The sequence below is a fragment of the Paenibacillus tyrphae genome, from assembly GCF_000722545.1.
GTDB lineage: Bacteria > Bacillota > Bacilli > Paenibacillales > NBRC-103111 > Paenibacillus_G > Paenibacillus_G tyrfis.
The window spans coordinates 508,694-532,043 of sequence record NZ_JNVM01000004.1; the positions used below are offsets into that span (position 1 = coordinate 508,694).

The following is a 23,350-nucleotide window of genomic DNA, read 5'->3' on the forward strand; positions in this document are numbered from 1 at the left end:
AAACCATAAATTCGTTAGCACCTGACAGAGTGTGTGTCTGTATTTTTAGACACACACTCAAGGTGTTTTGTCACATCACTTTAGGGGAGGTCTACGAATGAAATCGGTATTTGAGAAGGAAGAGGCTTATTGGACCGAAAAATTTGATGCCGAAGACAGCCTATGCTGCCTGCCCTTTAGCATTTCCTCCAATAAAGTCGTTCGATCGGATCTTGCAGCCAATCTGAGCGTCATCGAACGCCCGCTGCCGCCGGAGCTTTCGGCAAGAATTCTGGCCCTTGGCAACGGGTCGGACATGGCTGTGTATATGATTTTGCTGGCCGTGGTCAAAAGTATCCTGCATATTTACGTGAACCGGGAAAATATTTTGGTCGGGATGCCGGCTATCGCATCGCTTGACAAAGACAATCCGCCCGTTCATGAAGTGCTGATTCTTAAAAATTGCGTGAGCGCCAACAGTACATTGAAATCGCTGCTGGGTCAGATCAAAACGTCGATCAGCGAAGCCGTCGCGCACCAGAATCTTCCGTTTAGAAAAATGGTCGGCCAATTGAATCTTCAATACACCGCCCATGGCGTTCCCGTGATCAATACGGTCGTTTCGTTGAGTAACATTCATACCGCGGCTTACGAGCAAAGCGTATCGGCCGATACCGTGTTCCGGTTTCATGCCGATAACGGCGTAATCACGTTAAGCCTAGGCTACGACTCACACCGGTACGATCCAGCCTTGATGGACCGAATGATCGACCATCTCTTTCGTTTGTCTTCGGTTATTTTGTTTCAACCGGAGCTTGAGCTTGGCAAGGTGGAGCTTTTGTCCGACTCCGAGAAACGGCAGCTTCTCCATGAATTCAACGATACGGCGGCGGATTATCCACGGGAGAAGACGCTTTACGGGCTGTTCGAAGAGCAGGTGGAGAGGGACCCGGAAGCCGTGGCGGTTCTTTTTGAAAATGAGCGGTTGACGTACGGGGAATTAAACGAACGGGCGAACCGGCTGGCGCGCACGTTGCGGGCAAAAGGGGTTCAAGCGGATCGGCTGGTAGGGATCATGGCCGAGCGTTCTCTTGAAATGATTGTCGGCATTATGGCGATTTTGAAGGCCGGGGGAGCTTATGTGCCGATTGACCCGGAATACCCCGAGGAGCGGATTCGTTACATGCTGGAGGATTCGGGAGCGCAGGTCCTGCTGCTACAGCGTCATTTGCGGGAAAAAGCGGCCTTTGACGGAGACATTTTGGAGCTGGAAGACGCTGCGGCTTACCGTGAGGACGGCTCGAATCCGGAGCCGGTTTCCGGCCCGCGCCATATGGCGTATGTGATCTACACTTCGGGTTCGACGGGCAACCCGAAAGGGGTTATGGTCGAGCATCATTCGGTCGTCAACCGGATTCTGTGGATGCATAAGCGATATCCGATCGGTGCGGCGGATACGATCCTGCAAAAAACCGCCTTCACCTTTGACGTCTCGGTGTGGGAGCTGTTCTGGTGGTCCATGGTCGGCTCGAAGGTGTGCATGCTGTCGGTAGGCGGAGAAAAAAATCCGGAGCGTATCGTAGAGACGATCGCGCGCTATGGCATTACCACGATGCATTTCGTGCCGGCGATGCTGCACGTCTTCCTGGAATACGTCGAGTCGCTGCCGACCGCAGCGGTCTTGGACAAGCTGAGGTCGCTGCGCCAGGTGTTTGCGAGCGGCGAAGCGCTGCCTCCGCAGCATGTCGCCCGGTTCCAGAAGGCAATCTCGGCCGTGAACGGGGCGAAGCTGATCAACCTGTACGGGCCGACGGAAGCGACGGTAGACGTGTCGTATTTCGATTGCGAGCCGAACGAGGAATATCCGATAATTCCAATCGGCAAACCAATAGACAATACGCAGCTGTACATCATCAAGGAAGGAACGGGTCAATTGCAGCCGATCGGCGTGGCCGGAGAGCTGTGCATCGCGGGCGTTGGCGTTGCCCGAGGCTACTTGAACCGTCCGGAGCTGACGGCGGAGAAATTTGTAAGGAACCCGTTCGGAGCATCGGCGGAGGAGCGGATGTACCGTACAGGCGACTTGGCCCGCTGGCTGCCGGACGGTAATATCGAGTACCTGGGCCGTATGGATCACCAAGTAAAAATCCGCGGCTACCGTATTGAGCTTGGCGAAGTGGAAGCGCGGCTTCTGAAAGTGGAGGCGATTCAGGAAGCTATCGTCATCGCGCGGGACAGCGAAAGCGGAGGCAAGCAATTGTATGCCTACTTCGTGGCGAACCGGCCGTTAACGGTCAGCGAGCTGCGGGGGACGCTGGCGCAAGGCATGCCGGCTTATATGATTCCGTCGTACTTTGCGCAGGTCGAGCGGATGCCGTTAACTCCCAACGGCAAGATCGACCGCAAGACGCTGATTGCCATGGAAGGAAAGCTGCAGACCGGATTGGAATATGTGGCGCCGCGGACGGCGCAGGAGGCGCAGCTCGCCCAAATTTGGCAAGAGGTGCTCGGGTTGGAGAAGGTTGGCGTGAAGGACAATTTCTTTGCCCTCGGCGGACATTCCTTGAACCTGATGCAGCTCGTTCAGCGCGTATATGCCGACACGGGGACCGAGCTTCCCATTCATAAAGTGTTTCAAAATCCTTCCGTGGAATCGATGGCGTACGAAATCTGGGAATCCGGGTCCGACGGGGACAGCTGTCATTTCGTGAAGCTGAATAGCGACGGACCGGTGAACGTATTCTGCTTCCCGCCGGGAAGCGGCTACGGCTTCAGCTATCTGGAATTGGCGAAGGCGCTGGAAGGCCACTGCGCGTTGTACGCTATAGACTTCATCGACGAAATTGAAGATTACGGCGACATGGTGGAGCGGTATGCCGACGAGGCAATCCGCATTCAGGGTCAGTCGCCTTACGTATTGCTCGGCTATTCCGTAGGCGGCAATTTGATGTTTGAAGTAGCCAAAGCTCTGGAAAAAAGAGGATGCCGCGTCTCGGATATGATCATGGTCGATTCCTTGGTCAGACAACTCGTCACCGACGCCATGCCGGACGAAGAATTGGAAGACGATATTGTCGAAATTCTCGATCTGGTCGAAGGCATGAAAGAAGGAGCGACGAGAAATCCGCTCATCCGCGACCGGGTTCAACAAAAAGTGAGAGCCTATTTGACTTATGGTGATCAGTTGGTTAATACCGGCATGGTGGAAGCGAACATTCACGGGCTGTATACGGAAGAAACCGAAGCCCTTATCCGGGACCACCATGTGCCGACATGGAGCACCGCTACCCGCCAAAGCTATTCAGAGTACCGGCTTGCCGGGGTTCATGCCAAAGTGCTTCATCCCGAGTCCATTGCCGTGAACGCACAAACAATTCAACAGATCGTCCGCCAAATTGCCGGACCGACGGGCGAAGTCCAAAAGGTGTTGCTCTAAAACGGAGCAGCCTTTTGCCCGCCTTGAAAGGGGACAAGTGGGTGGCACAAGAACGTAAATCCAGGTTGACCTTATGGAAGGCCGTCTCCTGGCTGTGGAAATTCACGAAGCCTTACAGGGGATGGATGCTCGTTGGCATCATCGCGGCCATGGCGGCGGCCATCATCGAGGTGTGGACGGGCAGTTTGACCCAGCAGCTGACGACCAGTGCGGAGAAAGGGGCGGCGCAATCGGTAATCCAAATCGTTTATGCGGTGTTTACGATTATCCTGATCGGTGTCCCTGCCAAATATTTTATGGTCTACGGTGTGGAAAAAAGCAGCGCCCTGATCGTGAGAGATATCCGCAACCATCTGATGAACCATATAGGAAAATTACCTGTTCACTATCTGGAGAAACAGCACTCCGGCGATGTTCTTTCGAGGCTAAACAGCGATTTGCGGCTAATCCAGCAATTTTTGACCCGGGACTTGGCCCAATGGTTTTATCACCCGCTGCTGTTCATCGGCTGCTTTGTATGCCTGATTTGGATTCAGTGGCAGCTCGTGGTGTTCAGCTTGCTGCTGCTTCCCTTTTCCCTGCTGGCTTCCCAGTGGATAGGGAACCAATTGCGCCAGCTTACGGAAGAAGCCCAGGAAAATATGGGACGGATGAATTCCAATCTGCAGGATACGCTTGGCGGCATGCCGATCGTTAAAAGCTATTTGCTGTCCGGAATTATGTTCCGTTCGTATCAATCCCTGCTCCAGCTGACGCTGCAAAAAAAATTGGCCCTGAAAAAAAGGGAGGCCTGGATTACTCCCGTTCTGTTTACGCTGATGATCAGTCCGATCGTCTTCTCGGTGATCTATGGAAGCTATTTGATTTCCAAAGGCTTGTTCAGCACAGGGGAGCTGGTTGCTTTTCTATACCTGCTGAATTTGTGCCTGGACCCGCTTGACCACATTCCGGCACTCATTACGAATACGTTTGAAATGAGCGGAGCGTTAAAAAGAGTGGTTGACATTGGGGATCAGCCTGTCGAAAACCAGGAGGGGCATACCATTGCAAGAACGGATCAGCCGCCGATTGAGTTCGATAACGTCAGCTTCGCTTACGAGCCGGATTCTCCGATCCTTCGGAACTTGAGCTTCACGGTGCCGAAAGGGAAGACGATCGCTTTGGTGGGGGCGAGCGGCGGGGGAAAAAGCACCGTATTTAAGCTTTTATGCGGCTTCTACTCTTTGCAAGAGGGCCAAGGGACGATTAAAGTATTCGGTCAGCCGATCATGAACAGCAATTTGAACGACCTGCGTTCTCATTTTTCCGTGATGACGCAGGATTCGTATTTGTTCGGCGGCACCGTCGCCGAGAATATAGGCTACGGTCGGGCGAAAGCTTCGATGGATGAGGTGATCGAGGCCGCCAAGCTGGCGAACGCGCACTCTTTTATTATGGAGCTTCCGGAAGGCTATCAAACCGAGGTGGGCGAGCGAGGCGGATTTCTATCCGGAGGCCAGCGCCAGCGTATAGCCATTGCGCGCGCCTTTCTGAAGGATGCGCCCATCCTGCTGCTGGACGAGCCGACCTCCGCCTTGGACACGGAGTCGGAAATGTTCGTCCAGGAAGCGCTGAGCGTTCTGATGAAAGAAAGGACGACGATCGTCGTTGCCCATCGGCTGTCTACCATCGAGAATGCGGACGAAATCTGGGTTATGGACCACGGGACGATTGCCGAAGCGGGGAGTCACGCTCAACTGCTGGCCAAGAAAGGGCTGTACGCCCAATCGTATCACCAGGATTTCACAACAGATGTCGGCAAGAGCAAGGAGGTGGCTTATACGTGAATGGCGGCGTCATGCTCACTTATATGAAAGAGCTCGGCTACATGATGAGCTTCATGAATCCGCGGCGCAGGGTCCAATATTTCGTGGGGCTCATCGTCAGCACGATCGTCCACACCTTGTTCTTCGTAGCTTTCAGCCTGGTGATTCAGCGTTTGGTCAATTTTGCTCAGACCCAGGATTCCTCTCTGATGTATCAAGCCTTTTACATATTAGGAGGCTCGCTGTTGATCGTCAACCTGGTCGCTCCCGGGTTCACCTATATGTATCAGCGCAGCGTGGAATATACGATGGTCGATATCCGGGAGCGTATATACCGCAAGCTGTGCCGGCTGCGCGTCGGATATCTGGAGCAGACGCACAACGGGGATCTAGTTTCGAGAATGACCAACGATGTATCCACTCTGGAAATGACGTACACGGGCGTTTTTTTCGCGATCCTGCTGCAGCTCACGCTCAGTGTAGGAGCCGTCGTGACGATGTTCGTCATGCATTGGCAATTGGCGAGCGCTTCGTTTGTGGTTTTGCTCATTTCCTTTGCGATCAGCATCTGGTTTGTCCGGCAAATCCGAACGCTGTACGAGCAGTCGCTTGCCTTGCTGGGGAAAATGACGGAGAAGTTTTCCGACTTTATCGGAGGGATTCAGCTTGTAAAATTGTTCCATATTCGTCCGATCTTTGCCCAGTACCGCGATCTGAACGAGCAGGTAACGGGGGTAGCCGAGCAAACCGCCACCAAAAATGGCATGCTGGCTGCGGTCAATCATTTCGTCAGCTACATAACGTTCTGCGGAATGATTGTCGTAGGCGGATTGCTGTATGCCCATGGCCTTATCGCCATGGGAACGGTAGTGGCGTTGGCCGTTCTTCAGATCAGTCTGACGCATGCGATTTTGAATTTCGGCACGTTTTTGTCTCAAGCGCAAAATTCGCTAGCCGGTGCCCTTCGCATTAAAGAGGTTCTGGAGGAGCAGGAAGAGCCCGAGCGAATCGGTCTCAGCGGGAAGGACCAGGTATCGCCCGCCATGGTGGAATTCCGAGACGTCGAATTTTCCTATCAAGCGGATAAAAAGGTGCTGCGCGGAATGTCCATGCAGGTGTATCCGGGCCAAGTCGCGGCGATCGTCGGGGCAAGCGGCAGCGGCAAGAGCACACTGATCAAATTGCTGTTAGGCTTCTACCCGGTCGATGGCGGAGAAATTATGCTGCAGGGTAAGCCATTCGGTCACTATACCTTGGAGGAAATTCGCGGGCAAATCGCTTACGTGCCGCAGGACGCCTTTTTGTTTAGCGGAACGATCGAAGACAACATTCGTTACGGTAATCCGCAGGCGACGACAGACGAGGTGATCGAGGCCGCCAAAGCCGCTTATGCCCACCATTTTATTCAGGAGCTACCTGAGCAGTACAAAACGCAAGTAGGGGAGCGGGGAGCGTCGCTATCGGGCGGACAAAGACAGCGCATTGCGATTGCGAGAGCCATCCTGAAAAATGCGCCGATTTTGCTGCTGGATGAAGCCACCTCCGCGCTCGATACCGAATCGGAGTATTGGGTGCAGGAGGCGTTGAACCGCTTGATGAAAGGGCGCACGACGATTATGATCGCCCATCGTTTAAGCACGGTGGAGAAAGCCGATTTCATTGCAGTGATGAACCAGGGCATGGTGGTAGAGCAGGGCACTCATCAGCATTTGCTTGACCGCGGAGGCTATTACGCGAAGCTTTACGGATAGCTGACGGGATTGGCGCTAACCCATGACGAAGTGAACCCCGCGGGCCAATTCCGATAGCCGCCGCATAGCGAAAAAACAGGCAGAAGCCGATAACGCGCTTCTGCCTGTTTTTGTATGCGATGATGCGTTTTACTTACTCTGCTTCACTTCGTTCAAGAGCGAGAGGTCGAGGAATTTGCTCAGGTCTAGCTCCTCTTTCTTCACGTCCTTGATGTAGCCGGCCTCGATGGAGACGCGGGCCATTTCCTCGATCGCTTCCTTGCTGACGTCCGTCGTCAGATTCAAGTGGGAGATCGCCGCTTTAATCAAAGCGACATCCATTCCTTTTCCGCTGAGCGCCTTCAATTGGTTGTTGATCAGTTCATACGCTTTGTCCGGATTTTTCTTGATAAAGTCGATCGCGTCCGTGTTGGCTTGAATGGCTCCCTTCGCCAGCTCGCGGTTGTCTTTCAAGAACTTGTCGCTGGCAACGAGAATCGTGAGCGGATAATTGCCGTTGTTCGGCGGAATTTGATCCCACGGCACGATCACTTTGCCGATGCCTTCTTGTTCCATCTGCGTGCCCCAAGGCTCCGGAACCAGCGTCGCGTCGATTTCTTTCTGGCGCATCGCCACGAGCGTATCCGCCGGAGCCCGGGCGATCAACTGCACGCCGCTCTTGTCGGTCGTCACGTTCAGATTGTTCTGCTTCAGCAGCAGGCGGAGCGAAATTTCGTTCGTGCTGCCTTTCGTCGGGATGGCGACGGTTTTGCCGACCAAATCCTTGACGCCGTTGATGCCGGAATCTTTGCCGGCCACAAGTACTGCGCCTCCGTTATTCGAACCGGAAATGACGCGGAAGTTTTTGCTTTTCAGGAACTGGTTCGTCGAAGGTCCGGGACCGACGAAGCCCAGATCGATCTGATCCGTAGCCAGCGCGGTGGAGAAGTCGGACCCGTTGTCGAACGGCGTGACCTCGATCTTGACGTTCTCGCCCCAATATTTCTTGAATAAGCCCTGCTCCAGAGCGACATAGCCCGGCGCATGGGTAACGTTCTTAAAGATGCCGAGCCGTACCGTTTTCGCAGCGGCCGGTTTGTTCGCTCCCGCGCTCCCGGCTCCGTCCTTCGGCGCTTCCGTTTTGCTTCCGCAGGCGGAAAGCGCAAGCGATGCGGTCAGAACGACCGCCAATAGTGCAGACCACTTTTTCATAGTGCCGTTTCTCTCCTTTGTTTAACACCGGCCGTTCGGCCGTGTTGCCCCCGATTGGTTATTTTTTGCTGCTGATCAAGCCGTAGCGCAGCAATAGTTTATCCTCAAGCCGCTTGAAGCAAAAATGGTCGGATACCGTGCCGAGCACGGCGATGATGATCACGATGCAGAGCATGAGCGCCGTATCCGCCAGATTACGGCCGTCCTGCAGCAGCTGTCCAAGGCCGACGCCCTTGGCAATCAGCTCGCCCGCGACAAGCGCCCGCCAGGCAAAAGCCCAGGCGACGCGAACGCCGGTAATCATGTGCGGGAACGCGGCGGGGACCATGATTTGGTAAAACATGCGCATGCCGTCGCCGGTTCCCATCGTTTGCGCCGCCTTGATATAAATGGAAGGGATATTTTTGATCCCCGTCCGGCTGGCCATCGCCATCGTCCATGTCGCGCCCAGCGTCGTGATGAATATAACCGAGAAATCGTTCATACCGAACCAGATGATGGCAAAAGGCAGCCAGGCGATACTCGGAATCGTCTGCAGCGCCACGACCAGAAAGCCGATCGTGTCGTCGATTAAGCGATACCGGGCGAACAGGAAGCCGAGTACCGTGCCGACCAGAATCGAGATGGCAAAAGCGAGCAGAAGCCGCTTCAGGCTTTGAAACGTCGCTTCAAGCAGTTGGCCGTGGACGAATCCGTCGTAGAACGCTTGAAACGTCTGGGTGACGGAAGGGAACTTCCAACCCCAGTCGAATATTCTAAATCCCGCTTCCCACGCTATCAAGAGCAGAACCAGGAAGAGGCCCCTTCTTAATGCTGTACTCATCGCCCATCTCCTCCTTTACCACTTTTTCCAGCTCGTCAGCCAGCGCATCCATAATGCTGGCTTCCACGTGGTGCAGGACGGAGTCGGCGTAATCACGCGGACGCGCCGCCTGGACGGCGAATTCCTTCTTGATCTTCCCGGGGCGGGTCGACATGACCAGCACGCGGTCCGACAAGATGACGGCTTCACGGATGTTATGCGTAATGAAGAGGATCGTTTTGCGCGTCCGCATCCAAATTTCTTCAAGCTCCTTGTGCAAAATGAGCCGGGTCTGTTCGTCCAGTGCCGCAAAAGGCTCATCCATCAGCAAAATTTCCGGATCCATCGCCAGCGCCCGGGCAATGGCCGCCCGCTGCTTCATCCCGCCCGACAGCTCGTGCGGGTAGCGGTCTGCGAATTTGCTCAAATGCACCGCTTTGATCTGCTCCATCGCCATCGCTTCGCGTTCCTTTTTGCCGATGCCTTTCTGCTTCAGTCCGAACGCAACGTTATCCAGCACCGTCAGCCAAGGGAACAAAGCATGCTCCTGAAAGACGACGACGCGGTCGGGTCCGGGCGCGCTGCAGGGCTTGCCGTTCACCGTAATGGTTCCCTGCTCGGCTTGCTCCAGACCGGCGACCAGATTGAGCAGCGTGGATTTGCCGCATCCCGACGGACCGAGCAGCGAGACGAATTCGCCCTTGCGGATCGTCAGGGAAACGTTATCAATGGCGGTAAAGCTGCCGCCGGTACGCTGGTGAAACGTCTTGCTGACGTCTTGGATTTCAATCAATGGGTTCACTCTCCTCGAAGAGACATGAGAAAATTCATAATCAACTATACCAACTTATTTTATAGGAATTAGGTGTATTGTCAACTACAAATTTTGCAGGATTTCGCGGTCTTTTGTCGAATGGTAGAGGAAGACCACATTTTTCCTATTTTATAGAAAGGTATGGGTGTGAATGAAGCGAATGAAGCGAGTCGCGGTGCTAGCCGCGATCATTAGCGGAGCGTTCGCCGCCGGCGTTTACGCCGAGGACGTTTTGCAGCGGGTAGACGCTTACCTGCGTCCCGATTTCAAACTCGTGCTGGACGGGGAGCCCGTCAAGCTGTCGGAATCGCCGCTGGTGTACAAGGACAAGAGCTACCTGCCGCTGGCCGATCTGACCCGGCTGCTTGGCGCCAACCTGCTCTGGAGAGAAGATACGAAGACGATTTACATCAACAGCCGGATCAATCCCGAGCAGAAGACGGAGGATTTGAATCAGGAATACGAATCGATCGAGCTGTCCGACCCGTACTCGATTACGCTCAAATATCTTGGGGCCGAGTATCCGATGCTTCTTACGTACAACAAGAAGAACCTGTCCGCCTACGTCCCGTATTACCGGGAAACCGACGTCAAACGGATGGGCATCGATACGAGCGGCTTGAAGAAAGCGCGCGAGCGCCTGACCGGTGTGGTGTACATCAATGAGCAGGAGTTGAAGAAGCGCTGGCGGCAAAACCCTCAGCAGGTGTACGCCACCAATGGCGACAATTACATCATCAACGGGGAAGTAAGTCCGAAAAAGATCGATACGCTGCGGACGTTCATCAAAAATTCGCAGATGCTCAAGTATGGGGAAATGGTGTTTTACCAAAAAGCGGTGATTATCGACAAGCGTGAGGAAGAGGACGAATATGACTATTTGTACTACGAAACCGTACAATTGCCTATCGCTCCGAACAGTCCTCCGCCGCCGAACGGAGGCGTGGTCAAGCGGTTTATGCTGGGTCGTCTGAAGCTGACCAAAAACAATGCTTCCTCCGAGCTCAGCTACATCGTCAACATGGTCGACCGCATAGATTTGCAGGAGGAAGCCAACAAACGGGGCACTCGTTAATCTTCGTGTTTCCAATAGAGAATGGCGATTTGCGTTCGGTCTCTTAGGCCGAGCTTACTCAAAATCTCCGATATGTAATTTTTGATCGTCCCTTCGCTCAGGAACAATTCCTGGGCGATTTCTTTATTGGACAGCCCTTCCGCGATTTTCTCGACCACCTGCTTCTCCGTAGGGGTGAGGCCGTACGATTCGAACCTGGCAAAAGGGTCCTTGCGGCTCTGCGTCACTTGTTCCAATGCCGCCTCCGTTTGCACGGAGGACTGGGGTTGAATCCAGCCGGTCAGCTTACGCGCGATATCCGGGTGGATAAGCCAGTTGCCCTGGTGAACCGTTTTAATGCCTTGCACGATACGGTCGGGCGGGATATTCTTGAGCAGGTATCCGCTTGCGCCGTTGCGCAGCGCCTCGACGATATAATCGTCGTCGTCGAAGGTCGTTAGAATGAGCACGCGGGTATCGGGCGATGTCCGCTTGATGTTCAGCGTGCCTTCGACCCCGGAGCAGTTAGGCATGCGAATATCCATCAGCACGACATCGGCGGTTTGTCCGTCGGTAAAAAAACGGTGGGCTTCATTTCCGTCGCCGCACGCCCCGACTACGCTTAATTCCGGGTCCAGCTCCAAAATCATTTTCATGCTTTCGCGGATAAACGGGTCGTCATCAACAATCAGTACTCGAATCATGGCAGCATTACCCGCCTCCTCGTGGTTGGAATCTTTCGTCAGCGTCCCTTATTGCGCAGCGGGCGTCGGTACGCGGGTCGTGACGGCGAACCGGCCGTCGGTTTCAATGTACAGCTCTCCGCCTACTAGCCGTGTCCGTTCCTCCATGCCGCAGAGACCGAGTCCCTTAGCTATAGCGACAGAGTCCGGCAGCGTCCCGTTATTGGAAACGGTCATGGCGACATTGGATTCATCAAAGCTCAGCTCAATAAGCACCTCGGTAGCCTGCCCGTGACGAAGGGCGTTGGTCACGGCTTCTTGAGCATTCCGGTAAAGTACGATTTCAAGACTCGGATAGAGCGGGCGCGGCATGCCGGTGATGTCGCAGCGAATTTGTAGCTGCGGATCGGCTGCGAAGTCCTCGATCAGCCGCTTGAGCGAGAAGCTCTGTCCCTCCTCCGCCGGCGGCTTCATCCGCCGGACCGTCCGCCGCAGCGTCTCCATCGCTTCTGTCAGCTGGTCCCGGACGATCCGGGTCATCTCCATGCCTTTCTCCGGCTGCCCGGGCGAAATGCGAATGATCGCTTCCAGCATCATTTTCAGCCGGATTAGCTTATGTCCGAGATCGTCGTGAATTTCGTGCGAGATGCGGGTCCGCTCCTCCGTTTGCGCCAACTGCTCCACCTTGCCCGCGTATTCGACAAGCCTTCTGCGGGCGGCATCCAGCTCGTAGGCTTTGCTTCGCAATTCGTCGTACACCTGCTCCAGCTCCCGCTTCCGGTCGCCGGTTTCCGCCCAGCCGTACAGCAGCAGCGCGCCGGTGGCAAGCAGCAGATTGGCCGTAAGCTTCAGCTCCATGTCGGGATGGGCGGTCAGCGAAACGTTCAAAAGCATAACCTGCAGCGCCAGCAAAAACCAGCGGAGTCCCGAGCGCTCCTTCAGCATATAAGCCGTCAACGTGGAGTAATGGCAGGCGAACATCATTCCTTCCATTTGCAGGCTGAGCCAGGTGACGAACAGCATTTCGGCCGCAGCCGCCAAGTTCTGTGCCCGCCCCGGCAGCCACGAGCGGCTTACTTCCGCAACGGAGAGCAGGACCAGCGTATAGAAAGCGAGCTGTCCGCTTCGTTCGAGCGGCAGCATATAGGCCGTGCTGACGGCGGGAAAAAGAATCAGTGCGTATCGCAGCAATAAAAGCATCCCTTATGCGCCTCCATACGCGATTATATCATAAGGCGGGCCTTCATGACTTTTGTCATTCCCAACAAATGACGAAAGCTACCTGCTTGGCGCCTTGAAGGGCGATACAATACAATTAAAGCATATCACCTTACAAGGAGCGGGCTTGCGTGTCATTTATCGAAATCAAAGATGTCGTCAAACGGTACGGCGGCAACATTTCCGTAGATCATTTGAATTTAAGCATCCGGCAGGGGGAAGTATTCGGTCTGCTCGGACCGAACGGTGCCGGGAAAAGCACCACGATCAAAATGCTCTGCGGGCTGCTCAAAATCGATCAAGGCGAAATGCGGATCGATGGCATTTCCGTTGCCGCCAGTCCGCTGGAGATCAAGCGGAGGATCGGACTCGTGCCGCAGGAGATCGCGATTTACGAAAACTTGACGGCCCGTGAAAACGTCACGTTTTTCGGCAAGCTGTACGGTCTACGGGGGGAGCTGCTGCGCGAGCGGGTGCAGGAAGCGCTGGACTTCGTAGGGCTGTCGGACCGGCAGGGCGAGAAACCCGGCGCATATTCGGGAGGGATGAAGCGCCGGCTGAACATCGCATGCGCGATCATGCACCGGCCGAAGCTGATCATCATGGACGAGCCGACGGTCGGGATCGATCCGCAATCCCGCAACCATATCCTCGATTCGGTCCGCAAGCTGAATCAGATGGGTTCGACCATCATTTATACGAGCCATTATATGGAAGAGGTTGCCGCAATCAGCACGCGGGTCGGGATTATCGATCACGGTCACTTGATCGCCTGCGGCACGCAGGAGGATTTGCGGGCGCTCGTTTCTTCGGACGAGAAGCTGATCGTGAAAGTCGCGGAGGTCAAGGAAGAGGCCGTGGCCGAGTTAAGGGCGCATCCGCGTATCCAGCAAGTGGCGATAAACGACCGGACGCTTGAAATTTATTTGCCGACCTCGCCCAATTCGCTGCAGGACATTTTATATATTTTATCGAAGCATCAGGTCGTCATTCAGTCCCTGAGCCGCGTGGAACCGGACCTAGAGGCGCTGTTCCTGTCCTTGACGGGACGGACGCTTCGGGATTAGGAGGCGGAGAGCATGCGCGTTTTATGGACCGTAGTCGGTTACGAGCTTCTGCGGTTAAGCCGCATCAAAGTGGTGATGCTCGTTTTGTTTTTGCTGCCGCTGATTCTGATCTTAATTCTGGGCGCGGCGCTCTCCAAGGAATTTAAAGCGGAGGATGTCAAGATCACGCCCGTGAAGGTCGCCGTGGTGAATCAGGATCAGAGCCGGTGGAGCGATCCGCTCAAAGCGTATTTGGACAATCCGAAAACCAAGGAAATCCTCCAAACGCAGGAATTGCCCAACCGTGACGAAGCGGTGCGTGCGCTTCAAGACGGAAGAGCCGAATACGGTCTGATCGTGCCTGAGGGCTTCGGGGAAGCTTTGCTGCAGGGCAAACCGGCTTCGTGGGAACTGATTGCAGGCAAAGACCGGGGACAGAACCTGATCGCCGAAACGGCGCTGGAAAGCTATCTCGCTTATGCGAACAGCATGCAGGCTGCCGCGTTGACTTTGGGGCCGCAGGCCGTACTGACTCAGTTGGCAGATGCATCGGTTTATGCCGGCGCTTCGGAATCGTTCGTTTCGACGGGCAGGCTGGGAAACGAGGGCAAGAAATATACCGCGCTCCAATATTATGCCGCCTCAATGCTTGTCATGTTCATGCTGTACGCCGGGATGACGGCATCCATCAGTCTGGTGAACGAGCGAGAGCATCACACGCTGTTCAGACTAGGCTCCATGCCGGTTACGATGAATCAGATCATGTTCGGCAAAATGATCGGGAATGGCCTTCTGACCTTGATCCAGGCGTGTGTCATCATCGGTGTGACGCACTATGCGTATGGCGTCGACTGGGGGAATCGGCCGGCCATCCTGCTTGCGGTATGTCAGGCCGTCACGCTGGCTTCGATGGCGCTGGCGATGCTAAGCTCACTGTACTGCCGCAACATCAAGTCGGTGACGATGGCGTTCCAGATCGTCATTATGCTGACGACCTTTTTAAGCGGAGGTTTTGATCCGCAGTTGGGGGCACTTGAGCGGATCGGGCAATTTACGGTCAATCATTGGGCCATGCAAAGCATTCTGCAGATGATGCTGGATGGAAACCCGCAGCTCGTGCTGCATCATGTTACGGTTTTGGCTGCGATTGCCGCCGCGCTGGCGGCCGTTGCGTTCGCGGCGTACCGAAAGGTGGGATACCGTGAATAGTCTGTTTATCGCCCTCAATTTAATCAAAAGGACGATCGGAAACCGGAGAGGCTTCCTGTTGTTTATCGTCTCACCGGCTTTGATCGTGTCGCTCATTATCGGCTTAGCCGCGAAGCAGGACGAGAAGGCCTCCGTCCTTTATATCAATTCGGACAAAGGACCGGTAGGCCGGCATATTGTGCAGGAGCTTGAGTATACCGGCCGCTATCGGCTTTCCGCTGCGGCAACTCCCGACGCGATGCGAACGGCGGTGATCGAGCAAAAAGCGGATGCGGCTTTCATCATCCCCGAGGGCTTCTCCGAAGGGTTGAAGGAAGGTCGGGCCATGCGTGTGGAGCTGCTGGAGCTGTCCATGAGCGAGGCGTCCTTCACGCTGCGAATGAGCTTGGACCAAACGATCCGCCAGGTGAGCACGGCAATGCAAGCGCTTGACGCTTCGGGACAGGCTGACGACCAGCTGAATCTCGTGCTGGAGCAGGTGGAGAAGCATCAGGTTCGTGCGACACGCACCGACTACGGCTGGTACGCCAGTCCGGCGCTCGGCCTCGCTACGGGTATCCTGCTGATGTTTCTGATGGGATTGGTCAACAGCTCCGTCTCCATCATGGTCGAAGACCGGAAGCAAAAAACGATGACCCGCATCTTTACGGCTCCCGTCCGCGCCTACGAAATCATGCTCGGTAATTTCCTCGGCAGCTTCGCGGTAGGCACGCTGCAAATCGTGCTTGTGCTGGCGTTCACCCGGTATGCGATGAACTTTTCGTACGGGCTGCCTTTCATGAAGCATCTGCTTGTGATGGAGTGCTTCCTACTGGCGGTTATCGGCATCGGCAGCGCAGTGGCCGGATTGGTCCGCAACAGCGAAAATATCGGCGCCGTCAACTCGATGGTTACCGCACCGACCTGCATGCTGGGCGGCTGTTTCTGGCCGGTATCGATCATGCCCGAGTTCATGCAGAAGCTGGCCAATTTCGTGCCGCAGACCTGGGCGATCGAGGCCATTCGCAGGCTCGGCTCGGGTCAAGGGCTAGGGGATATCGCCATGCATCTGGGCGTGCTGGGACTTTTCGCCCTGGTGCTGCTCGGCATCGGCTCCGTCGTGATGAAGCCGGGCGAAACGGAAGCCGGCTAGCGACGGGAGGCAATTAAAATATACGTCATGACGTCTTCGCCTTGGAGCGAAGGCGTTTTTCGTTAGGAGGCAGCGCGACCGCAAAAAAATAGGTTCAAAAAACGTTAAAAAAATCAATAATCCAAGTTGCTAAATCATATGATTCATAATAAGATAGAACTAAGAAACAGAATAGTCAGAAAATTCTATCAAAGAGAGAGGCATTTTTGACTAGCGTTCACGCCAATACACACGCCGGCAGCAGCACGGACCGAACCAGAAGACGTCGCTGTTCATTAAGCAAGATATCATCAAGGAGGGGATTGCCGTGAGCAAGAGTCATGAAGTAGAATATTGCAACCTTGAGTTACGGTTTGACCGTCGGCTAATCCGTAACTTCATCAAAACACTCATTCAAGAGGGCTATTCGCTTTACTGGAACGAGAGCGACCAACAGTTTATCGTCTCGATCCGGACCGGCCGCAAGCTGGTAAAGCTGCGGTTTCAGCGGATCGGCGAGCGGTATAAAATCGTAGGCAATTATTCCTTCAAAGACGAAAAGCTGGCGGAGCTGATGGAAAAGATGATCGGCGATACCCGCGGACACGCGGTAGTAAAGCGCTTTAAAGACCGGCAGATTCTGATTGAAAACATCATGTTCGGCGAAATCATCCGTATGGTTGAAATTTCGGGGGTGGAACATAAGGTGTTATTCCAAAAGGAACCAGTGGTCACGGTGGAAGAAATGATGCAGGCGTTCCGGTCCAGACGACCGGACGAACGGATTCCGGTGCTGCGGCTGGAGCTGGATTATGAGCTGGCTACGCTGCATGATGCGATTCAGGAGGCGGACCGGGAAGCGGTCGAACGATGTAAGGAAAGGCTGATGGAACTCCGGCATGAGATGCTGCTTCTTGAAATGTAACTTCATAATACGGCTGAGGAAAGGCGTTGGCGGAACATACCGCAGCGCAGCGAAATGCCGCTGAACGGCCTGTGCGAGGTTTAGGAGCACAGGCCTTTTTAACGTGTTATACAATGGGCTGGGTCGCACGAATGCCTTCAAATGCGTTCATTACCAATTGCTGCACATAGGCATCGTCCAATTTTTCGCCTGTCACAAGCAAGCGATAGAAAATCGGTCCGTAAATGAGATCGATACATAATCCGATATCGAGATTTTGTTTCAATTCCCCGCGCTGAATCCCTTTTTCCAGAAGCTGCCCGGCCTCAAGCCGGCGGGGCTGGAAATATCGGGTCCGATAGGCTTCGGCCAATCCGGGATCAAACTGCCCTTCGCCTAATAGCTCCGTAATGATGGTCCCCTCCCGGCTTGTCAAAAACCGGGTTACATTCGTAGCGTGAATGAGAATATCGTTCAAGGTCGAGCCCGTATCAGGCACGGGTAACCTTGCCGAGGCGGCAAAAAGAAACCCGTCCATGACAACGGCAGCCTTGTTAGGCCACCATTTATAAATCGTGGCTTTGCTGACTTTGGCGAGCTCTGCAATTTTGTCAACTGTGACCGCTGCAAAACCATTTTCCAACAATAACTCATAGGAAGCGGAAAGGATAGAGTTTTGAGTTTCGACATTACGCGGCCGACCTCTTTTGCCGTGCACCGTAATCATCCCTTTCGTAAATTCACGTCTTAAGCGCAAATATAAACTATACGTTCAGTATAACAATCATGGACAAAAAAGAAAAATTTAAACTGCCCATTTACAAAACTATACGTTCAGTATATTATTTAATTATCAAATTAGCAAACTGTACGTTCAGTATTTAATAAAAGGATTAGGAGGGGGATAGCTGGAGATCGTGAGCCGTTTTTTTGCAGGGACTGTAGAGCATTTTTATTTTAAAAATAAGGAGTTGCTTAAGATGAATAAACAAGCCATCGAGAAAAATATTCCGACATGGTTAACCATTCTTTTGGCGACGGCATGCGGTATCATTGTTGCTAATCTTTACTATGCACAGCCCTTGATCGGGTTAATTAGCTCTTCCATCGGACTCTCTGAAAGCAGTGCAGGCTTTATCGTAACGCTAACGCAGATTGGTTACGTTGTCGGCTTGCTATTTATCGTACCTTTGGGAGATATCGTTGAAAACCGCAGGCTGATCGTCGTATCGTTACTTCTTACGGCAATTGCGCTTGCCGTTGCTGCCTTGGCGAAACAGCCATTGTTATTTTTAGGGGCAGCGCTTTTTATCGGGTTGGGTTCTGTTGCAACCCAAGTGCTTGTACCTTTTGCTTCCTATCTGGCAACCGAAACGACACGCGGCCGCATTGTCGGCAATATCATGAGCGGTTTGTTACTTGGAATCATGCTATCGCGTCCTTTGTCCAGTCTGGTAGCCGACTTCTTTGGCTGGCATGCCATATTCGCTTTGTCTGCCGCAGCTGTTGTTATTTTGGCGATCGTTCTATCGAAAGTGCTGCCTGTAAGGAAGCCGACGACAAACGCACACTATGCGGCTCTACTTAGATCGATGTGGCACTTGCTGCGAACGACCCCGATCTTACGCCGTCGCGCTGCATATCATGCGTGTGTGTTTGCGACATTCAGCTTATTTTGGACAACAGTTCCATTGCTGTTATCCGGCCCGGTTTTTCATTTTTCGCAGAAAGCCATTGCGTTGTTCGCACTTGCCGGAGTTGCAGGTGCGGTAGCTGCCCCTATTGCCGGTCGGCTAGCCGATCGCGGCTGGACGCGTTCCGGAACATGGATAGCGCTCACTACGGTCGCCATTTCTGTTCTGTTGCCGCTCATGATCCAAACCGGTTCGCCCGTCGGAATTGCCGTTCTGGTCATTTCAGCCATATTATTGGACGCGGGAGTATCCGCCAATCTGGTGCTCGGCCAACGCGCGATCTTTTCCTTGGGACCGGAAATTCGCAGTCGTCTGAACGGGCTTTTCATGGCTATTTTCTTTTTTGGCGGAGCATTCGGATCTGCCATTGGGGGATGGGCGTACGCCTCGGGGGGATGGAGTACAACGTTATGGATCGGAATAGCTTTCCCGGTCGCTGCCCTACTTTATTTTGCCACGGAGAAGAAGTCATAAAAACGGCTCCGGACAAACATAGGAATGAATATAAGCCGGCCATTTGGTCGGCTTGAGCGGATTCTAATCAAAATTTCCCGCTGACCCGGGGTCCCTGCTAAGTACTAGGACTAAGCTTCCATGATTCAACTTCACTTTGCGGGGTGGGGCAGCGACCGGAAGTAGATACCCCACCCACTCGTACACCTCGATTATTTCAATTAACCACAAAAGGAATTCATCGATTTCATACATTGTACAAAAATCCGTTTTGTGCTGAATATACGCATGAAAATAGAATTGTTAACGTGTGCATATCTATGTTATGATGAATGGGAGGTGGTTCCATGAGTGTTACGATCAAAGACATCGCCAAACTGGCCGGCGTGTCGCATACGACCGTTTCCCGGGCATTGAACGATAGCCCGCTGATCAACCCGGAAACGAAAGAACGCATCAAAGCGATGGCGGGAAGCATGAACTACACTCCGAATTACAGCGCACGAAGCTTGGTGCTGGATCGATCATACAATTTAGGGCTGTTTTTCACAACCTTGCATACCGGTACCTCTGCCGGATTTTTGTACGAGGCCATCAAAGGCGTGAATGACGTCATTAAAGACGAGTACAACTTGATTGTGCGGGGGATTGACGATTACAAGAGCTTTCATAAGGTGAACCGCAAAAATTTCGACGGCATCATCGTCATGAGCCAAAGCGAAAGCGATCAGTCGTTCATCGAATATGCTTCGGACAAAGAGATTCCGCTTGTGGTGCTGAACCGGCCCGTCGAAAGCGTCCAAGTGATGAACTTCGTCCCGGACGACCAGAGCGGCGCTTACCGGCTAACGGAGTACTTGGTGCAGCAGGGACACCGTCATATTGCCATCATCGAGGGGAAAGAGGGGTTCAAATCGACGCAAGCCCGCCGCGACGGCTATCGTGAGGCGCTCCGCAAGCATGGGATCTCCGTGCCGGAAGCGTACTACGTAAGCGGCAATTACGATCTGGAAAGCGGCCACGCGGCCATGTGCAAGCTGCTGGAGCTGCCCGACCGGCCGACCGCCGTCTTTTGCTGCAACGACGATATGGCGCTCGGTGCGGTGAAAGCCGTGACGGAGCGGGGCTTGTCGGTGCCGGAAGACATCTCGGTGGCGGGCTTCGACGACCACCTGTTCTCGGCTTTCATGTCGCCTGCGCTGACCACGGTCCGCAGACCGATCGAAGAGCTGAGCCGGGCTGGGGCGGAGACGCTCCTGAAGTTCATCGAGACGAAGCATTCGGAAAAGTCGGTCGTTCTTTTCCATACGGAGCTGGTCATCCGCGACTCCGTCAAATCCATCTAATTCGTTTGGGGAGGCAACTAACATGAGCGTACTCAGAACGCTTCTGCAAGACATCCCGATTCCGCAAATGGTCCGCATCCGTCAAAAATTTGACGGGACCCGGCTGGAGCGCCCGACCGAGGATTTGGAGCGCGAGCTGGCGAAGCCCGGCACGATCGACCGGATCAAGCCTGGCCAGCAGGTGGCCGTGGCGGTAGGCAGCCGCGGCGTGGCGAACATCGCCGCCTTCACCCGGACGACGATTGATGCGATCAAACGGGCGGGCGCCCATCCGTTCATCGTTCCCTGCATGGGCAGCCACGGCGGCGCGACCGCCGAAGGGCAGAAGGAAGTGCTTCACCATCTCGGCGTTACGGAGGAAGCGATGGGGGTGCCGATCCGCTCGACGATGGAGGTCGTGCAGATCGACCAGCTGCCGAACGGCCTGCCGGTTTACGTTGACAAATACGCATACGAAGCGGATGCCATCGTCGTGATCAACCGGGTGAAGCCGCACACAGCCTTCCGCGGCAAAATCGAAAGCGGCATTATGAAAATGATTTCCATCGGGCTCGGCAAACAAAAAGGGGCGGAAGCGTGCCACCAGCTCGGCTTCAAATATATGGCGGAAAACGTGCCGGCCATGGCGAGGATTATGCTTGAAAAGCTGCCGATCCTATTCGGCGTGGCGCTGGTGGAAAATGCATATGACGAAACGTGCATCGTCGAAGTGCTGCCCGCAACACAGGTGGAGGAACGCGAGATGGTGCTACTCGAGATCGCCAAAGCCCGGCTTCCGAAAATTTTGTTCGATCAAATCGACGTCCTCGTCATCGATTACATCGGCAAAAACATCAGCGGCGACGGCATGGACCCGAACATTACCGGCCGTTATCCGACGCCGTACGCGCACGGCGGTCCCGACGTGTCCAAAATGGTCGTGCTCGACACGACGCCGGAAACGAAAGGCAACGCCAACGGTGTCGGCACGGCCGATTTCACGACGCAGCGGCTGGTCGACAAGATGGATTTAGCCGCGACGTACGCCAACGGGCTGACTTCCACCGTATGCGCGCCGACCAAAATTGCAACGACACTCGAAAACGACCTGTACGCCATCAAAGCCGCGGTCAAAACCTGCAATATTTTGGATTATACCCAATGCCGGCTAGTGCGTATAAGGGATACGCTGCATTTGGGCGAAATCGAGATTTCGGTCAATCTGCTTGAGGAAGCGAAGCTTCATCTGGATATCGAGATTTTGACCGAACCGTACGATCTGCCATTCAACAGCGAAGGGAATCTGGTATAAAATGAGCGGTTTGTCTGTACCCAAGCCATACATTATCGCCGCGGATATCGGCACGACGAGCACCAAGACGCTGGTGATCGACAGGAGCGGCCGTGTGCTTGCGTCTCATGCGGTGGAGTATCCGCTTTACACACCCAGACCGGACATGGCCGAGCAGGACCCGGAAGAAATTTATCAAGCGGTTCTTACCGCCATTCGCGCAGTCATCAGCAAAGCGGCCGTTCTGCCCGGGCAAGTGCTGTGTGTCTCGTTCAGCTCGGCGATGCACAGCCTGATCGTGGTGGACCGCGATTTGCACCCGCTGACGCGCTGCATCACGTGGGCGGACAACCGCAGCGTAGGCTACGTCAAAGTGCTGAAGGAAGAACGGAACGGCCATGACATTTACCGGAATACGGGCACTCCGATTCATCCGATGTCGCCTCTGCTGAAGCTGATGTGGCTCCGGGACAACCGGCCTGACCTGTTCAAGCAGGCGTATAAGTTTATCGGCATCAAAGAATATGTGTTCGGCAAGCTGTTCGGCAAGCTGGTGATCGACTACTCGCTGGCAAGCTGCACCGGGCTGTTCAACCTGCGGGAGCTGGGGTGGGATAAGCAGGCGCTTGAAGCCTGCGGCGTCCGGCCCGAGCAGCTGTCGGAGCCCGTATCGACCACGCACGTGCTGCAAGGGCTAACCGCCGGAGATGCGGCTTCGATGGGGCTCTCGGCGGATACGCCCTTTGTCGTGGGCGCGTCCGACGGCGTGCTGGCCAATCTTGGCGTCGGCGCTTTCGAGCCGGGCGTGTACGCGGTAACGATCGGGACCAGCGGCGCTGTCCGCGGCGTCGTGCGAGAGCCGATAACCGATCCGAAGGGCCGGCTGTTCTGCTATGCGCTCAAGGAAGACTTCTGGGTTGTCGGCGGCGCGATCAACAACGGCGGCATCATGTTCCGCTGGGTGCGCGATCAGCTTGCGACGGCGGAAGCGGAAGAAGGGCGCCGCCTGGGCATGGACCCGTACGACTATTTGACGTCTCTGGCCTGTGAGGTGGCTGCAGGTTCCGACGGGCTCATCTTCTTGCCGCTGCTTACCGGCGAGCGGGCGCCGTACTGGAACGCGAACGCGCGCGGCGTATTTTTCGGGTTATCGCTTTATCATCAGAAGAAGCATATGATCCGGGCGGTGCTGGAAGGCGTCATGTACCGGATTCATTCGGTCGTTTCCGCACTGGAGGAGCTTTGCGGCCCGACCCGGGAGGTACGCGCTTCCGGCGGCTTTGCCCGCTCTTCGTTCTGGCTCCAGATGATGGCCGACGTGCTGCATGCGAATGTCGCCGTGCCGAATACGATCGAAAGCTCCGGCCTTGGGGCGGCGCAGCTCGGCATGCTGGCGCTCGGCGAGATCAAAGATTTCTCCAGCGTTCACGATTGGATGCAGGTGGAGCAGTCGCTTCGGGCAAGCGAGCCGAACCATGAAGTATATCAACAGTTGACAAAAATTTATAATCGTGTGTACCATCAGTTGAAGGATGAGTTTGATGCCATCGCCGCCTTTCAACAGATTCACACGAAATCTTAGGG

At 54.6% G+C, this 23,350-nt stretch carries 18 protein-coding genes; 12 read left to right on the forward strand and 6 right to left on the reverse strand.

The features are described 5' to 3' along the window. The first annotated feature begins 97 nt into the window (after positions 1–97). The 3 genes from ET33_RS05630 to ET33_RS05640 are packed head-to-tail and all read left to right on the forward strand — an operon-like array spanning position 98 to position 6,971. Positions 98–3,415: a non-ribosomal peptide synthetase gene (locus ET33_RS05630; RefSeq protein ID WP_036677589.1), complete on the forward strand. Its 3,318-nt coding sequence runs from the start codon at positions 98–100 to the stop codon at positions 3,413–3,415. 41 nt (positions 3,416–3,456) lie between these two features. Next, entirely contained in the window at positions 3,457–5,241 is a 1,785-nt protein-coding gene (locus ET33_RS05635) for an ABC transporter ATP-binding protein (RefSeq protein WP_063761619.1), read from the forward strand. Beyond that, the gene (locus tag ET33_RS05640; RefSeq protein ID WP_407668080.1) at positions 5,238–6,971 is read left to right on the forward strand and encodes an ABC transporter ATP-binding protein; all 1,734 of its coding nucleotides are present in this window, start codon (positions 5,238–5,240) and stop codon (positions 6,969–6,971) included. The genes ET33_RS05635 and ET33_RS05640 overlap by 4 nt, the downstream gene beginning before the upstream one ends. Before the next feature lie 129 nt (positions 6,972–7,100). On the opposite strand, the gene ET33_RS05645 is transcribed toward ET33_RS05640, so the two are convergent. The 3 genes from ET33_RS05645 to ET33_RS05655 are packed head-to-tail and all read right to left on the reverse strand — an operon-like array spanning position 7,101 to position 9,757. After that, the gene (locus tag ET33_RS05645) at positions 7,101–8,162 is read right to left on the reverse strand and encodes an ABC transporter substrate-binding protein (protein WP_036677592.1); all 1,062 of its coding nucleotides are present in this window, start codon (positions 8,160–8,162) and stop codon (positions 7,101–7,103) included. 58 nt (positions 8,163–8,220) lie between these two features. Further along, entirely contained in the window at positions 8,221–8,985 is a 765-nt protein-coding gene (locus ET33_RS05650; RefSeq protein ID WP_036677595.1) for an ABC transporter permease, read from the reverse strand. Then, positions 8,918–9,757 carry an ABC transporter ATP-binding protein gene (locus ET33_RS05655; RefSeq protein ID WP_036677598.1) on the reverse strand — a complete coding sequence of 280 codons (840 nt, stop codon included), beginning with the start codon at positions 9,755–9,757 and terminating at the stop codon, positions 8,918–8,920. Before ET33_RS05655 ends, ET33_RS05650 begins: the two co-directional genes overlap by 68 nt. Positions 9,758–9,938: 181 nt before the next feature. On the opposite strand from ET33_RS05655, the gene ET33_RS05660 reads away from it, so the two are divergent. Then, on the forward strand, positions 9,939–10,853 hold the full coding sequence (locus tag ET33_RS05660; protein WP_235206642.1) for a copper amine oxidase N-terminal domain-containing protein: 915 nt from the start codon (positions 9,939–9,941) through the stop codon (positions 10,851–10,853). Here ET33_RS05660 and ET33_RS05665 read toward each other — a convergent pair. After that, positions 10,850–11,536: a response regulator transcription factor gene (locus ET33_RS05665; RefSeq protein WP_036677604.1), complete on the reverse strand. Its 687-nt coding sequence runs from the start codon at positions 11,534–11,536 to the stop codon at positions 10,850–10,852. The two genes, ET33_RS05660 and ET33_RS05665, sit on opposite strands and share 4 nt — an antisense overlap. 48 nt (positions 11,537–11,584) lie before the next feature. Beyond that, entirely contained in the window at positions 11,585–12,715 is a 1,131-nt protein-coding gene (locus tag ET33_RS05670; protein ID WP_036677607.1) for a sensor histidine kinase, read from the reverse strand. A gap of 149 nt (positions 12,716–12,864) precedes the next feature. Between ET33_RS05670 and ET33_RS05675 the strand changes: the two genes are divergently transcribed. From ET33_RS05675 to ET33_RS05690, 4 genes are all read left to right on the forward strand, one after another. After that, positions 12,865–13,800, forward strand: a complete 936-nt coding sequence (locus ET33_RS05675) for an ABC transporter ATP-binding protein (RefSeq protein ID WP_036677610.1) — start codon at positions 12,865–12,867, stop codon at positions 13,798–13,800. A 12-nt stretch (positions 13,801–13,812) separates the two neighbouring features. Beyond that, on the forward strand, positions 13,813–14,988 hold the full coding sequence (locus ET33_RS05680; RefSeq protein WP_036677613.1) for an ABC transporter permease: 1,176 nt from the start codon (positions 13,813–13,815) through the stop codon (positions 14,986–14,988). After that, the gene (locus ET33_RS05685) at positions 14,981–16,120 is read left to right on the forward strand and encodes an ABC transporter permease (RefSeq protein WP_036677616.1); all 1,140 of its coding nucleotides are present in this window, start codon (positions 14,981–14,983) and stop codon (positions 16,118–16,120) included. Before ET33_RS05680 ends, ET33_RS05685 begins: the two co-directional genes overlap by 8 nt. A 307-nt stretch (positions 16,121–16,427) precedes the next feature. Next, complete coding sequence (locus ET33_RS05690) at positions 16,428–17,024, forward strand: hypothetical protein (protein WP_036677619.1); 597 nt, start codon at positions 16,428–16,430, stop codon at positions 17,022–17,024. A gap of 106 nt (positions 17,025–17,130) precedes the next feature. On the opposite strand, the gene ET33_RS05695 is transcribed toward ET33_RS05690, so the two are convergent. After that, on the reverse strand, positions 17,131–17,730 hold the full coding sequence (locus ET33_RS05695) for a TetR/AcrR family transcriptional regulator (protein ID WP_036677621.1): 600 nt from the start codon (positions 17,728–17,730) through the stop codon (positions 17,131–17,133). 244 nt (positions 17,731–17,974) lie between these two features. On the opposite strand from ET33_RS05695, the gene ET33_RS05700 reads away from it, so the two are divergent. The 4 genes from ET33_RS05700 to gntK all read left to right on the forward strand — a co-directional run bounded on the left by ET33_RS05700 (position 17,975) and on the right by gntK (position 23,348). Beyond that, the gene (locus tag ET33_RS05700) at positions 17,975–19,171 is read left to right on the forward strand and encodes an MFS transporter (protein ID WP_407668081.1); all 1,197 of its coding nucleotides are present in this window, start codon (positions 17,975–17,977) and stop codon (positions 19,169–19,171) included. A 326-nt stretch (positions 19,172–19,497) separates the two neighbouring features. Continuing rightward, positions 19,498–20,496, forward strand: a complete 999-nt coding sequence (locus ET33_RS05705; protein WP_036677624.1) for a LacI family DNA-binding transcriptional regulator — start codon at positions 19,498–19,500, stop codon at positions 20,494–20,496. A gap of 22 nt (positions 20,497–20,518) precedes the next feature. Next, positions 20,519–21,787, forward strand: a complete 1,269-nt coding sequence (locus ET33_RS05710) for a nickel pincer cofactor-dependent isomerase, group 22 (protein WP_036677626.1) — start codon at positions 20,519–20,521, stop codon at positions 21,785–21,787. A 1-nt stretch (position 21,788) separates the two neighbouring features. Next, positions 21,789–23,348 (forward strand): gluconokinase, encoded by a 1,560-nt coding sequence (gene gntK / locus ET33_RS05715; protein ID WP_036677629.1) that lies wholly within the window; start codon positions 21,789–21,791, stop codon positions 23,346–23,348. Positions 23,349–23,350: the final 2 nt, after the last annotated feature.